At 56.1% G+C, this 14,364-nt stretch carries 10 protein-coding genes; 8 read left to right on the top strand and 2 right to left on the bottom strand.

Annotated elements, in window-relative coordinates:
• The first annotated feature begins 27 nt into the window (after positions 1-27).
• Entirely contained in the window at positions 28-3,237 is a 3,210-nt protein-coding gene (locus tag LOC70_RS06805) for a WD40 repeat domain-containing serine/threonine protein kinase (RefSeq protein WP_230252741.1), read from the top strand.
• Between the two features lie 6 nt (positions 3,238-3,243).
• Here LOC70_RS06805 and LOC70_RS06800 read toward each other — a convergent pair whose 3' ends face one another.
• Complete coding sequence (locus tag LOC70_RS06800) at positions 3,244-5,433, bottom strand: AAA domain-containing protein (protein WP_230252739.1); 2,190 nt, start codon at positions 5,431-5,433, stop codon at positions 3,244-3,246.
• 114 nt (positions 5,434-5,547) lie between these two features.
• Here LOC70_RS06800 and LOC70_RS06795 point away from each other — a divergent pair, with 114 nt between their 5' ends.
• Complete coding sequence (locus LOC70_RS06795; protein ID WP_230252737.1) at positions 5,548-5,832, top strand: DUF1294 domain-containing protein; 285 nt, start codon at positions 5,548-5,550, stop codon at positions 5,830-5,832.
• A gap of 477 nt (positions 5,833-6,309) precedes the next feature.
• Here LOC70_RS06795 and LOC70_RS06790 read toward each other — a convergent pair whose 3' ends face one another.
• Complete coding sequence (locus LOC70_RS06790) at positions 6,310-6,978, bottom strand: hypothetical protein (protein ID WP_230252735.1); 669 nt, start codon at positions 6,976-6,978, stop codon at positions 6,310-6,312.
• 201 nt (positions 6,979-7,179) lie between these two features.
• Here LOC70_RS06790 and aroB point away from each other — a divergent pair, with 201 nt between their 5' ends.
• The 6 genes from aroB to LOC70_RS06760 all read left to right on the top strand — a co-directional run bounded on the left by aroB (position 7,180) and on the right by LOC70_RS06760 (position 13,982).
• Positions 7,180-8,298: a 3-dehydroquinate synthase gene (aroB, locus tag LOC70_RS06785; RefSeq protein WP_230252734.1), complete on the top strand. Its 1,119-nt coding sequence runs from the start codon at positions 7,180-7,182 to the stop codon at positions 8,296-8,298.
• Positions 8,299-8,353: 55 nt separating this feature from the next.
• On the top strand, positions 8,354-8,908 hold the full coding sequence (gene nusG / locus LOC70_RS06780; RefSeq protein ID WP_230252733.1) for a transcription termination/antitermination protein NusG: 555 nt from the start codon (positions 8,354-8,356) through the stop codon (positions 8,906-8,908).
• 467 nt (positions 8,909-9,375) lie between these two features.
• Positions 9,376-11,385, top strand: coding sequence for an FAD-dependent oxidoreductase (locus tag LOC70_RS06775; protein ID WP_230252732.1), 2,010 nt, complete (start codon positions 9,376-9,378; stop codon positions 11,383-11,385).
• A gap of 1 nt (position 11,386) precedes the next feature.
• Positions 11,387-12,751: a cytochrome c3 family protein gene (locus LOC70_RS06770; protein WP_230252731.1), complete on the top strand. Its 1,365-nt coding sequence runs from the start codon at positions 11,387-11,389 to the stop codon at positions 12,749-12,751.
• Between the two features lie 122 nt (positions 12,752-12,873).
• Positions 12,874-13,494 carry a Tll0287-like domain-containing protein gene (locus LOC70_RS06765; RefSeq protein ID WP_230252730.1) on the top strand — a complete coding sequence of 207 codons (621 nt, stop codon included), beginning with the start codon at positions 12,874-12,876 and terminating at the stop codon, positions 13,492-13,494.
• Positions 13,495-13,565: 71 nt separating this feature from the next.
• Positions 13,566-13,982 carry a globin family protein gene (locus LOC70_RS06760; protein ID WP_230252729.1) on the top strand — a complete coding sequence of 139 codons (417 nt, stop codon included), beginning with the start codon at positions 13,566-13,568 and terminating at the stop codon, positions 13,980-13,982.
• The last annotated feature ends 382 nt before the right edge of the window (positions 13,983-14,364 follow it).

Raw genomic sequence — 14,364 nt, 5'->3', positions numbered from 1 at the left:
TCTGCCTCATTGGATTCCGCCGCCACTGTGACTCGCTTTTCCGAAGACGCCACGCAGACGACCAACACGGAATCAGAAGCGGACTCATTCTCTGACTCTCACTTTGGCAAGTATCGGATTCTTCGGGCGCTCGGTTCGGGCGGAATGGGCGATGTCTATCTCGGCGAAGACACCACGTCAGGCAAACAAGTCGCGTTAAAACTGATTCGGCTGCAAGTCGCGGACAATCTGCGGCTGCAACGACGGTTCTCTCGCGAAGCATCCGTGGTCCAGGAGTTGAACCACGAACATGTGGTGCCGCTCCTCGATTCGGGGGTTCAAGACGGAATGCAGTTCTTGGTGATGCGTTACATCAATGGCATCACCCTGGCCGAACGCATCATGGAACTCAACGGAATCGAAGGTTCCGAATCGTTCACCTTGGCGACACGCAAAGACACCCAAGACAGCCCGCCATCAACGGCTGAACGTCGTCACGACTCGCTGGAGTACATCGCGAAATCCATCGCTGATATTGCCGACGCGTTGCATTCGGCGCATCAGCAGCGAATCATCCACCGCGATGTTAAACCATCGAACCTGATGATCGACGAGCAAGGCAAAATCTGGTTGACCGACTTCGGGCTAGCGTTCAACGAAGAGGACAACACAGCGTTGACCATGACCGGGCACATGGTTGGAACGCCTTCTTACATGAGCCCCGAACAAACATCGGGCTCCGGCGGACAAGCCACCGCTCAATCCGACATCTACAGTCTGGGTGTCACCCTTTACGAATGGATCACGCAACATCGAGCGTTCTCAGGATCCAGGGACCAAATTTTGAACCGAGTCGCCCAGGGAACGCACCTCCCCGCCCGAGCCTTTCGCGAAAATTTGCCGCGTTCACTCGAAGCGATCTTGTTTCGCAGCATGGCGACTTCGCCGAAGGATCGCTATCAAACGGCGGCAGAGTTGGCCGCCGATTTGCGACGGTTCGCCAATCACGAAGCCGTCGCGGCAAAATTGCCCGGTTGGAGCGAGCGACTGTATCGTTGGAGCGAACGCAATCCTCTCGTGGCGTTGGCCGCTTTGATTGGAACGGTCACGACGATCGTCGCGGTGATCGCCACCATCACGATCTATTCCGGTCGATTGATGCGAATCAATGCGACGCTGGCGGACACCAACGAAGAGTTGTCGCTGACCAACGCGGAACTGAACAGCAGTCGCTCAGAGCTTCAACGTCAATTGTATGTTGCCGACATGACGCTGGCCTACCAAGCGTACGAGTCGCACAATTTGCCCGAGGCTAGGAAACTCCTTCTGAAATACCACCCTGACACGGAACCCGAATTCAAAAAGACGCACTTCGCTTGGCGGCATCTCGAGCGATTGACGCGTCCCCAAGAATCCGTGTTGCTGACTCGGCACGAACCGGAAGCTCGAGAAGTCGCCGTGTCGGATGATGGAACACTGGCACTTTCGGTCGGCCACGACGGCATGGTGCACGTCATCGATCTCGTTCAACAGAAAGTGATTCGAAAGCACGAAGTCGGGGAAAAGCTTTGTGCGATTGCAATCAGCCCGGACAAAAAGTCCTTTGTCACCGGCACCAACACCAGCCTCGGCATCAACGAATCGATCCTTTGTGACGTCGAGACCGGCACCGTCGAACACGCATTCCTTGGGCATTTGAATTCGATCGAGTCCGCGGCCTTTTCAGCGGATGGAAAACTCTTCGCCACCGCGGAGCGTTATCGGAAACTGTTCGTCTTCTCCGTCGACGGCGAGAAAGTCGCCGAATTCGACAGCGAATCACGCAACGAGTGCCTGGAGTTCGTTGGTGATACGAACGAGGTGGCTGCTGTATGGAGAATCCCAGGCAGACATGATTTGCTGCGTGTTAGCGTGCCAACTGATGGCGTGGCCTACGATGTGCCCTCGCGGGGAATTTCACTTGCCTTTGCAACCGCGATTTTGCCTGAGATCGGTGTCCCGCGTTTTGCCATTTGCGATTTCAATGCAATCCGTGTCGTTGACGGAAAGGATCAACGACTAGTCGCGTACCTCGACAAGCTTCCTTCCCACATCAGAGACGCTGACCTGAGTGCGGACGGTCGTTACCTTGCTTTGGGAACCGACGAGGGCCTTCTGTATTTTTGGGACCTGAACCAAACCAATGCTGACCGTCAACTCTTTCATACAACTGTCATTCAGGCGAGCGACAGCGGCATTTCGAGTGTAGCGATTGTCCCAAATGGCGATCAAATTCCCAAACTAATATCAACCTGTCTCGACGGAGACGTGCGTCTTTGGGATCTCTCAAAACAACTGTCTGAGTCTCTCGATTTTCACGACCAGAACAAAGATCGCTCTTTTGCGGCTTACACGTTCCGGCACCCCATCACACGCTCGAAAATTTACACTCGCGCATTTGATGGTCATTTGTGGCTCTATGATCACCAGAGGCCGGAAACGAAACTCGTGAAGCTCTGTCACATTCCAATTGCGGGACTTTTCAACGTCGCCGTGTCCAATGACGGGCTTCAGGCAGCAACCATTTCTGAAAAGGATGTGCTGATCACGGATCTTGAGACGGGGCTACCTGTTCACAAAATTCAACCCTACGATCCGAAGCGAGAATGCATCGACTTTCGATACACAAGCGATTCGCTTTGCTTGCTCTACCACGATCGCTTGCGAGTGTATTCGCCGGATGAGTTCAAACTTCAAAATGAGATCGTCTTCGACGGAGAAGGATTCCGCCAACTGCACAACATTCCTGGTGACCATTCCGCTTTGCTAGTCAAAAGACAAAATCAACTTTTGCTTTATCGAGATGGTAAGGTCACGTTGCTCGAACAATGCGACCTTTCGAACGCTTATCACAACATCCAGTTCAGCGACGATGGCAAGCTGATCGCCATGTATCAACGCGGAAGAACGTTTCGAGTCAAGAAATTCCCTTCCCAGGAACAGATTTCATTGTTGCGAGGTTTTCGAGCCAACCCGCACTCGCTCGCTTTTCTTGATGAAGGGAGAACACTCATGACGGCAATGAGCGACAAAACCGTCAGATTTTGGGACTTGGAAACGGAACGCGAGATGGGCCGGCGTGCTACTGCCGACCCTACCGTCGATGGGGCGTACTTCTTCGCAAGCGACGACAAGTTGTTGCTCGGAAACATCAACGCCCCGGCAATCATCCTTGAGGGAAACGATCGCCCTCGCGAGCAGCAGACCGCAAGCAAATGAGACTGATCAGGCTTCTTCCAAGGTGAAGACGCTGTGGTAGGCACCGGCCTCTTCGAAGTAACCGAAGAGGTCGGAATAGAATTCGTGACCGCAGAGCGTTGCACTGTCGCCGACCACAATGAGCTTCCGTTTGGCTCGCGTCAGTGCCACATTGCTGCGACGACGGTCCGACAAGAACCCAATCTCGCCATCGGGGTTGCAACGAGTCATGGTGATCAACACGACTTCTTTTTCACGGCCTTGAAACCCATCGACCGTGTCGATCTCGATGCCGTCCAAGTCCAATCGCATTCGCAAATTGCGGACTTGTGCGGCGTAAGGCGCGATCACCGCGATTTGATCCCCGGTGACTCCCGCGTCGGCCAATCGCTTGACCAATTGCAGGATGATTTTGGCTTCCCCATGGTTCAGCTTGCTCTGACCGTCGGGCTCCAATTCTTCTTCGTATCCCGCCCCGGCCGTGTCGATGAGCAGCAGTGGTTCTCGCGTAAAATCGGAATCGTCGACGTTCTCCAAATCACACAAACGGTGGCTTCGGACGGACGCGTCGGCAACCAATGTTCCTTCGTAGAAATGGTCGCTGCTGAATCGCATAATGGATTCGTGCATTCGGTACTGAACGGTCAACCGGCGATAGATCCGCTGGCCATGACGCTGCACCAAACGCTGCATCAACGATTCTCGCATCCCGATTCGTGCGGCTTCGTCTGACAGCACCGTGGGTGGCAATTGGCAGTGATCCCCGGCCAAGATCAATCGGTCGGCTCGCAAAATCGCTTGCCACATCCCCGGTTCGGTGCACTGGCACGATTCATCGATCACCACCAAATCAAATGATTGATCGCTGAGCAATTCTTCGTCGATCGTTGTCGTGGTGCAGATCACGTCCGCGCGATCGATCACGGATCGAACAATGCTTCGTTCTTGTGAACGGATCAAACCTCGCAATCGACCGGCTTCCGCGAACAGCTCTCGGCGTTGGCGACGTTGACGCCCCGGGTCGCCTCGAAACGGACGGTTGGCCTCTCGCAGAATTTGATCCAACTCGCGTCGTAGATCCTTGATCACCGCGTTCGTCGGATCGGATTCGACCAACGCATCCAGAGTGTGTTCTTGCAGCGACTCGAACACGCGAGCTGGATGGCCAACGCGAACAACGTTGGGCATCAGACGCACCAACCGTTCCAGCAAGTTGTCCACCGCGGTGTTGCTGGCGGCGCAAGCCAACACGCGTTCGCCCCGTAATACCGATTGAGCGATGATTTCGGAAATCGTGGTCGTTTTGCCTGTCCCCGGAGGCCCGTGAATGATCGCCACATCATCCGCCATCAAAGCAAATGCCACGGCGTCTCGTTGAGGCGGGTTCAGCTCGGTGCGGAATTCGATGTCGTTGAGCTCGAAGGCGAAACTTTCCGGATCGATCTCATGGGTGTCGATGGGATTCCCGTCGACGCGCGGCGTTTTGATTCCCAACAAGACATCGCGCAGCTTGCCCGAACGCCCGCGAGCGTTTTGAGCTTTGCCCATCGCCGCCAACTGACGCTGTCGAGTCGTTTCATCGGGCGACAAATCCAATCGAAACCGATCTGACGCAAGAGACGCCGACGGACGTTTCCCCGACTTACCGCCGGAGCCTTCCGTCCGGTCACGAGCGGGAAACACTTCGGTCGCAATTTGGATCGAGTGATTTTTGCGTCGACTGACCACGCCGGCGATTCCTTCGTCGGATGGGTCATCGTCCATCGACAACACGACCGGCGAACCCACCTTCAACCGGTTCATGGGCAATTCTTTGCCGCCCGGTTTGGCCAAATCCAATAGATAGCGACCGGCCAACCCGGTGTGATAATCGACCAAATCCAATCCAACGATCGCCTGGCCGGTGCTCTCAACATCTCGCTGCGAGCGAATCTGTCTCAACCGAGCCAGCCGGGCTCGTTCGGCATCGCCTTCCAAATCGAGCCAAATAGCGAGCTGTTCAAAGTAGTCGTCGGGATCCAGAGGTCGGTCCGACGGCAAACCATTCGGATACGGTACGTTCCATTTCTCGCTGCCATCGGCGTTGCCACCTGGGGACGTTTTGCCTCCCGACAAAATCCCGTCGCCGAAGCTCCCACTTGATGTGTTCTTGAAAGTCGTTTTGCCTTCGCGATCAGCTTTTGCTTTCGAGCGGGCTTTCCGTGAACGTGATGACATGCGATGAAGGGATTGGAGTACGATCCCGGAATCAGTCCGCGAGATCATGCCGATGAACGTGCGAATCCCCACGCGTTGCGACGGGAACCGAAGACGCCACAGGAGAAACGGCCCATGACGCTGCCACCTATCATCGCCACGGAAGTTGTTTTCGCCAGTGCGGTGACAGCGGTTTTGTATTGGATCGACAAACGTGCGGCTCGGGCCAGCAAGCGACGAATTCCTGAGAACGTTTTGCTAACCGCCAGTGCGCTGGGTGGATGGCCAGGAGCGATCTTCGCCGGGCGTCGGCTTCGCCACAAAACGGCCAAGACGTCTTATCGAATTCGATTCGCAATCGCCGTCGCCATTCACGTCATCCTTGCCGCGTTGGTGCTTTGGATCCCCCGGCGGTTTTGATTAGTGCGTCCGGTGGAACCGGACCTACGGGAGTGTTGCTCATCCAACGTTTTGAGCGTCACGGCGTAACCCGTACGGTGCTTCAGCCAACGAAGTCCCACGCCAAAAGTAGGTCCGGTTCCACCGGACAATACGTTTTTCCAGGTGTGATCAATCCATCGTCCGGTGGAACCGGACCTACGGGAATGTTGCTCATCCACCGTTCTTAGCGTCACGGCGTAACCCGTACGGTGCTTCATCCAACGGAGTCCCACACCAAAAGTAGGTCCGGTTCCACCGGACAACACGTTTTTCAGGTGTGATCAATCTATCGTCCGGTGGAACCGGACTTACCGGGAATGCATCTAGCGTCACGGCGCAAGCCGTACGGTGCCGCATCTACCGCATCTACCGCATCTACCGCATCTACCGCATCTACCGCATCTACCGCATCAACGACATCCACCAACCCAAACAATCAAACCACCATCCTCACACTCACTCCTCATCGCTCGCCGCTTTTTCCTCCCCGCGGCGATCGTAGCGCATCTCGCTGACCTTCATCAACAATCCCAATTGGTGACGCAGCGCGGGACGCACACGATCGTTCACTCGGATTCGCTTGGATCCGTCGGCGGGGCCAACCGTTCCACTCGCCAACTCCACATCGATCAACGATGGCGGCACACGTTTGTAGTGCGGGTCGGAAAACTCCAAACGAACCACTCGAGGCTCGCCCGCATCCTCTTCGAATTGCCCCGGCGCCAGCGGCTTTCCAACCAAGTCCACCACCGGCGCGGACTCCAGCGAATCCCACTCGTAGTGCCGCTCATCCAGCAACGCTTTGCGCAAATGGCCCAAGCCTGGAAACGCGGTCAGCTCGACTTGTTCAAATTCAGAACCGGGACCGGGCATCAACTCAACATGGTCGCCCAACTGCAACGCGGTGATCGTATCCGGCCCCCAAAAATCAGTCGTCTTTTCGAGTTGAGTCCGCCGGGCATAGAGACTGCCGAACGCAACGATGACCGCCACAACGAAAATCATCATCAACGCGAAGACATGCCGAAACGTCACCCGAACCCGGGGGTCGTTGTATTTGTCAGCATGAGCCAAGTCGACTCCCGATTCGAGGGAATCCAGTTCGCCGGAGTCAGCGTCAGTCATCAAAGGCACAATCAAGTTCGAACAGGTAAAAACGAGGCCAAAAGGCATGGAATCACTGAGGTTTTACGGCCGCCAATCCGGCTGCAACCCGCCGACGTTCCCTGCCGCATTTTCGTCTCGCGGGCTAGACTATCCTAACCGTGCAACGGACGTTGCCCCAACCCAACTGAACCCCACTTGGAAGCATTCTTTCCTATCCCCATGGCATCTCCATCGATCGAAGTCGCTCTGGGCGAGCGTAGCTATCCAATCTGGATCACCACCTCCCAAGCCGATGGCTCCAACCCCGTCGACTTTGCTTCCAGCTTTCAAGATTCCGTTGGATCATGCAGTCATGCGGTGCTAATTCACGATGCCGCGATTGCCGACACGGTGGCGAACCAAGTCGAACGGGTTCTCGCGGGCATGAACATCCGCGTGACCAACATCCAAGTTCCCTCGGGCGAGACCAGCAAATCGGTCGCTCAGCTCGAAACGATTTGGAACACGATGCTGGAATCCGGGACGGATCGACAAAGCGTCGTGGTTGCGGTGGGCGGAGGCGTCGTTGGTGACTTAGCCGGTTTCGCCGCGGCTTCGTTCACGCGAGGCTTACGATTTGTGCAGGTCCCCACGACGTTGCTTTCCATGGTTGATAGCAGTGTCGGCGGAAAAACCGGAATCAATCTGCCCGGCGGCAAGAACATGGTGGGCAGCTTCTGGCAGCCACAAATGGTTTGGATCGACACACAGACTCTATCGACTCTGCCCGATCGTGATTTCATCAGCGGCATGGCCGAGGTGATCAAGTACGGCGTGATCGAAGACGCAGAGTTCTTCAGTTGGTTGAAAGACAACACGGGAAGTCTTGCCGAACGAAATCCCGACGCACTGCGACACGCAATCACGCGAAGTTGCGAATCGAAAGCTCGTGTGGTCGCGGAAGACGAGCGTGAAACATCGGGACGGCGTGCGATTTTGAATTACGGGCACACCTTTGCCCACGCGATCGAGGCCACCGCGGGTTACGGCGTTTGCTTGCACGGGGAAGCCGTCGCGATTGGCATGCAAATGGCCGCGCGGCTGGGCATCGACATGGAACTCTGCCCCCCAAGTCTGCTAGAAGAACAAACGGCGGTCTTGGAAGCCGCGAAACTGCCACTGGTTTGGAAAGAAGCGGATCCGGATCAAATGCTGCCCGTGATGGCACGCGACAAGAAGGTCGCCCACGGAAAGCTGCGATTCATCCTGCCCAATCGCATCGGCGATGTATCGCTCGTGGGTGATGTTCCCGCGGAGAAAGTGATCCGCGCGATTGAAGCCTGCCGCAGCATGAACTGACGAGAACCTCCTGCCACTTGCATCCCCACCACAGAACACGGACGTTGTCTTCACGATGCCTATCCTGCCTTTCGAACCTGATTGCTATCCGGAAGACTTGATCGATCAAGCGGAATCGGCTGATTCGCCTTGGTGGTTGCTCTACACGCGCTCGCGCCAAGAGAAGACCGTGATGCGAAAACTGCGAGAGCTTCAAGTCCCCCACTACGCTCCCCTGATCATGCAGCGTTTTCGTTCGCCCAACGGAAGACTGCGTGAATCCTATGTTCCGTTGTTCTCGACCTACGTTTTCTTACGCGGCGATGAACACGCGAAATACCAAGCCATCTGCACCGGCTCGATCTTGAAAGCGTCCGAGATCCTGCAGGTGGATCATCTGCTGGAGGATTTGAAGCAGATCCGCAGTCTGATTGAAATGGGCGTGCCGCTGACTTTGGAAAGCCGCATCGAACCAGGCGAAGAGGTCCGCGTTAAAAACGGCACGTTCAAAGGGTACGAAGGAACGGTGATCCGACGCGAAGGCGAATCGCGATTGCTCGTCGCCGTCCGCTTCATGGAACAAGGCGTCAGCGTCAAACTGGAAGACTGCCAGCTCGAAGTGATTGGCTGAGAAGATGGTCGGCGACGTAGGTCCCGAGCCACGGCGGCGGGGCGACCGAGCACCTTCGATGGAACTCCTGCGATGGATGTTCGGGAGAACTCTTGACCAGACTCGGTGGTGCAATGCCCTAAAATGCCCCCGGCCTGCGAATCAGGCACGACTGTCCGCGTGCCCAAACAGCGCGCACGATTGCTCGCAGAATCGGCAGCCCACTGCCTGCCTTTTCAACCAGACAATCCGCGTCATCGTCGCAGACGCAAAATGCGCCCTCATCCTGCGCCCCAATAGATGCCCAACACATGCATCTTTGTGGAATGATCCCCCTTAATCGACCGACGACCGCCGTTGGCACCCGACACGGGGACAACCCAGACCGATTTGGAATGGTCTGTGCAATTAGTGGCGATGTGTGCTGAACAGCTCGCTGCCTGCACACCCCTCGTCCTTGCCACTTCGTTGCGCACCCTCGGTCTGCCATGTCAGTTGCGATCTCCGCCAATCCGCCAGCCAACGTCGATGCTGTGTCGACGAAGCGTTTGGTGATCGTCGGTGGTGGCATGGCAGCTCACGGACTTTGCAAACGATTGATCGAACATTCCGACGGAACGGAATTCGAGATTACGCTGTTCGGCGAAGAACCAAGACCGGCTTACGATCGAGTGAATCTGTCATCGTTGATGTCCGGCAGCACCGAAGACGATTTGTTGTTGTCACCGAAGGAGTGGTACCAACAACACAAGATCCGATTGCAAGTCGGGCGTCGCATCACCGCTTTGGATCCCGAACAACAGGTCGTGACGGACGACACGGGAGCGAAACACACTTACGATCAATTGGTGCTGGCGACCGGTTCGTATCCTTGGGTGCCACCGATCGAAGGTACCAAACAACGGGGTGTGTTTGTTTACCGGACGATCGACGACCTTCAAGCGATCCAGCAATACGTTCAACAGACCTCCGCCAAAACGTCGGCCGTCATCGGTGGTGGTTTGCTCGGCCTCGAAGCCGCGAAAGTCATTCAAAACCTTGGCTTGCGGACAACCATTTTGGAAGTTGCACCTGGCTTGATGCCTCGTCAACTCGATGCGCAAGGCGCCAAAGTATTACGAGAAAAGGTGCAAGAGTTGGGCGTCGACGTTCATGTGACACGTCGAACCGAAAGCATCGTTGCCAAAGGCAGCCAACTCTCGCTGAACTTCCAAAACGCGGAACCTCTCGACGTCGACATTGTTTTGGTCGCCGCCGGGATTCGCCCGCGAGACGAACTGGCCCGCGATGCCGGGTTGAAGCTCGGTCCGCGAGGCGGCATCGCCGTCAATCGTCAATTGGAAACCAGCGTTCCAAACGTTTATGCGATTGGCGAATGTGCTGCTGTCGAAGGCCACATTCACGGACTGGTCGCACCGTGCTACCGAATGGCGGATGTCTTGGCGGCTCGCTTGTTCGGTGAACCCGCCGTTTTCAACGACACCGAAGAATCGGTCGAGTTGAAACTTTTGGGTGTTCCCGTCATCACCTTGGGCAAAGCGATCGGCGAATCCACTTCCGGTGTCGTTGTCACTCATGACGGTGACGAAGGACACCGCAAACTTTTGCTGGAACAAGGCCGCATGGTCGGCGCGGCCTCGGTCGGTCATTGGGAGGATGTGGATCTAATCCGCATGTCGGTCGCCCAGCACAAACGTTTGTGGCCCACCCAACGTGTTCGTTTCGTCCGTACCGGCACACCGTATGTCGGCGGGACGGGACTGCCCATTGCCCAGTGGCCCGGGCACGCGACGGTTTGCTCCTGCATGGGCATCACACGGCAACAATTGGGCACCGCGATCTCCGAAGGTCACCAATCCGCCCCCGCAATGTCGCTGGCCACCGGTGCGGGAACCGCCTGCGGTACATGTCGCAACTTGCTGTGTGAACTCGCGGGAGAAACCGCGACGCCAACGCGAGTCAGCGGTGCCACCATGGTTTTGGTCAGCTCGATTTTGTCGGTGCTGGTTGGTTTGATCGTGTTGCTGGCACCACCGATCCCTCTGGCAACCAGCGTCCAAGATCCCTGGCGTGAGATCGACATCCTTTGGCGAGATGACTTCCTGAAACAGGTCAGTGGTTATTCGCTCCTGGCTTGCTTTGTGTTGGCATTGACCTTTTCAATGAGGAAACGTCTGCGGTTTCTGCAGTGGGGAAACTACGGCTGGTGGCGTGCGGCCCATGCCTCGATCGGCACCCTGATGGCAATGGGTCTGATCGCGCACACCGGTATCCGCATGGGCGACCACCTGAACTTCGCATTGAGCCTGACCTTTGTCCTGCTAACCATCGTCGGCGGACTAGCGGGGATCACCTCCGCGTTTGAAAACCGGTTGACCGGCGACTCAGCGATGTTTGTCCGAGCTTGGCGTCCGAAATTGACGTGGATGCACATCGTGTTGTTCGTGCCCATGCCGGCCTTGTTGGCGGGTCACATCTTGAGCGTCTACTGGTATTGATATGAGTGGCGTTCAAAAAGCATGGCTCGCGTTGGTTGGCATCAACCTTTTGATCGGAGGTGTGATCGCTTACTCCGCGTTCGCGTCTTCGGCCAGCACCAAAACCATGTTCCTTCCGGGCGACACATCACACGGGCACTACCAAATCGAACTCCGATGTGATGTTTGCCACACGGAAGGAAGCGGCCTTCGCGAAGACGCTTGTCTGAATTGTCACGCTGACGAGTTGAAGTTAGCAAAGGACACTCACCCCGCCAGCAAATTCAACGACCCCTCCAACGCGGAGCTTTTGTCAGTCCTGGACGCACAAAGCTGCATCACCTGCCATCGAGAACACCTGCCCGAGCAAACGCTGGAGATGGGACTGACGATGCCAGCAGACTATTGCTACCACTGCCACCAAGAAACGCTGGAAACGCGCCCCAGTCACGCGAATTTCGCGTTTGATTCTTGTGCCACCGCGGGTTGCCATAACTACCACGACAACCGGGCCCTCTACGAGAACTTTTTGGTCAAGCATGCCGGCGAGCCAGATTTCTTGGATCAAATGATCGTTCTCGGACTCGAGGTCGACTCTTCCGACGCGACATCGTCACCGCTAACCATTGACGATGCGGATGCACCGGCGGACTGGGAGCTGAACGAAGAACTCTTGGCGGATTGGAGCGAGACCGCTCACGCGGCGGCGGGAGTCAATTGCAGCGGTTGCCACCAAACTCAACCAGGCGAATCATCCGACGCGGTCACCGCCTGGTCCGACATGGTATCCATGCAGAGCTGCGAAGTCTGCCATTCCAAACAGGTCGAAACATTCGTGCAAGGGCATCACGGGATGCGTTTGGCACAAGACCTGTCGCCCATGACGCCTGCGATGGCTCGACTGCCGATGCATGTGGATGCCGCACACCGCGAACTCACTTGCAATGCGTGCCATCCCGGCCATCGCTTCGACACACAAACGGCTTCCGTTGATGCCTGTGTTGGCTGTCACAACGACGACCACAGCCGATCTTACTTGGGCAGCGGGCATCACGTCGCTTGGCAATCGGAGATGCGTGGCGAAGCCGATGCCGGCAGTGGTGTGTCCTGTGCGACCTGTCACATGCCTCGGTTGGAAGACAGCGACGGCGAAGTCTGGGTTCAGCACAACCAAAACGACAATCTACGCCCCAACGAAAAGATGTTGCGTGATGTCTGCATGAACTGTCACGGGCCCGGGTTTTCCATCGACGCACTCGCCGACGAACAGTTGATTCAGAAATGCTTTGACGCACCACCAACCATCCACATCGACAGTGTCGACCTTGCCAAGGCCAGGTTCGACGAACAGCAAAGAAAGAGGGAGGCTCGCCGCAAGAAAAAATGAACAGTCGGCGAACTTCATGTGCCGCATGGAGTTGCCTGAACACTCTGCCCGTTCTCTCGATTGAAGGCGAAATCAGGATCGCGGTGCATCCATTGACCACTTCTCGATTTTAGGACTCAACCATGACCTTTTCTTTCAAAAGCCATTCTTGGATCGGCATTCTCGGACTGTTGACCATCGCCTGCACCGGATGTGGTGGCGGAGCGAACGCCTCTGCGACATCGGCTCCCGACGCGGAACCGGGCGTTCCCTACAAGAAATTTTCCAACGCGGTGCATGCCGTGATGATGGCCGACCGCACGGTTTACGCCTCCAAGGTGGTGACGCGTCTGAAGAAGCAAGACGCCCCCGTCGAACCCAGCGAATACTGGGAAGAAGAAGAGCACACCATTCCCTTGCCCGCACAGATGTTCCGCATGGGATCCGAACTGGTGTTCGAAAACCCCGAAGCCGGCTTCACCTACGCGTTGAAAAGCAAGTGGCCTCTGAACGAACAGAACAAACCCAAAAGCGAACTCGAAGTCACCGCCCTCGACTTCTTGGCGGAGAACCCGACGGAGAACTTCTACGGTGAAGAAGAACTTGGCGGCCAAAAGTACTTCGTCGCAGCCTACTCGGACAAAGCCGTCGCGGAAGCTTGCTGGAGTTGCCACAACGATCACCCGAACCGTGGTGATGACTATCCGGAGTTCGCCAAAGACGACGTGATGGGTGGCGTCATCGTTCGAGTTCCCATTGATTGACCAACACCGTTCTTGAAGACCGATTCATTTCACCCGTTTATCTTCCTTCTTTCCACAGGGAAACCTTTCTGATGACACCCGAACAAGTCGCAATGGTCAAAGACAGCTGGGAAAAGGTCAAACCGATCTCCGAGCAAGCCGCGGAGTTGTTTTATGGCCGTCTGTTCACACTCGATCCGAGTCTTCGATCACTGTTCAAAGGCGACATGTCCGAACAGGGCAAGAAACTCATGAGCACAATCTCCTTGGCGGTCGCTTCCTTGGATCGGTTGGAGACCATTCTTCCAACGGTTCAGGAACTGGGGCGAAAGCATGCGGTGGAGTACGCCGTTCCCGACAGCAGCTACGCGACGGTGGGCGAAGCTTTGCTTTGGACACTCGGGCAGGGACTGGGCGATGACTTCACCGACGAAGTCAAAGAAGCGTGGACACTTACCTACACCACTCTTTCCGGAGCCATGCTCAGCGGCAAAGCCGCGGCCGCTTAGTTTTCACGCCATTCACGGATTGCACTGCATCCGATTCATCACGCCGCGGCATCTCCTGCCGCGGCTTTCTTTTTGCGCATTCAATTTCTAGCGCAATGCCCCACGGCCCCATCAGCTTTTCCCGCTCTCCAATCTCCTTCGCTTCCATGCCAAGTAGTTGGCAAAGGCTGGGTGCGTTTTGAGACGTTCGATCGTGTAGTAGTCGCGGCCGATTTCCTTTTCATCCGGGATCAGATTGTGAATCGTGCGATGACACATCTTGCACACCGATATCGTTCGCTGCATTTCTTCTTTTGAGAAACGCTTCTTCCACCAAGACTTCCGATGACAATGCCGCGGAATCAAATGGTGTTGATTGAACGCCGCTTCCACCTCGCAAAGA

The sequence above is a fragment of the Rhodopirellula halodulae genome (assembly GCF_020966775.1).
Classification (GTDB): Bacteria; Planctomycetota; Planctomycetia; order Pirellulales; family Pirellulaceae; genus Rhodopirellula; species Rhodopirellula halodulae.
The sequence above is the reverse complement of the archived record's forward strand: the minus strand, read 5'-3'. Positions and strand labels throughout refer to the sequence as shown.

Excerpts from the sequence above, each read along its gene's own strand:
- nusG (WP_230252733.1), top strand. The coding sequence starts at position 8,354 with ATGCCTATCCTGCCTTTCGAACCTGATTGCTATCCGGAAGACTTGATC.
- LOC70_RS06770 (WP_230252731.1), top strand. The coding sequence starts at position 11,387 with ATGAGTGGCGTTCAAAAAGCATGGCTCGCGTTGGTTGGCATCAACCTT.
- LOC70_RS06775 (WP_230252732.1), top strand. The coding sequence starts at position 9,376 with ATGTCAGTTGCGATCTCCGCCAATCCGCCAGCCAACGTCGATGCTGTG.
- LOC70_RS06790 (WP_230252735.1), bottom strand. The coding sequence starts at position 6,978 with ATGACTGACGCTGACTCCGGCGAACTGGATTCCCTCGAATCGGGAGTC.
- aroB (WP_230252734.1), top strand. The coding sequence starts at position 7,180 with ATGGCATCTCCATCGATCGAAGTCGCTCTGGGCGAGCGTAGCTATCCA.
- LOC70_RS06800 (WP_230252739.1), bottom strand. The coding sequence starts at position 5,433 with ATGTCATCACGTTCACGGAAAGCCCGCTCGAAAGCAAAAGCTGATCGC.
- LOC70_RS06765 (WP_230252730.1), top strand. The coding sequence starts at position 12,874 with ATGACCTTTTCTTTCAAAAGCCATTCTTGGATCGGCATTCTCGGACTG.
- LOC70_RS06795 (WP_230252737.1), top strand. The coding sequence starts at position 5,548 with ATGACGCTGCCACCTATCATCGCCACGGAAGTTGTTTTCGCCAGTGCG.
- LOC70_RS06760 (WP_230252729.1), top strand. The coding sequence starts at position 13,566 with ATGACACCCGAACAAGTCGCAATGGTCAAAGACAGCTGGGAAAAGGTC.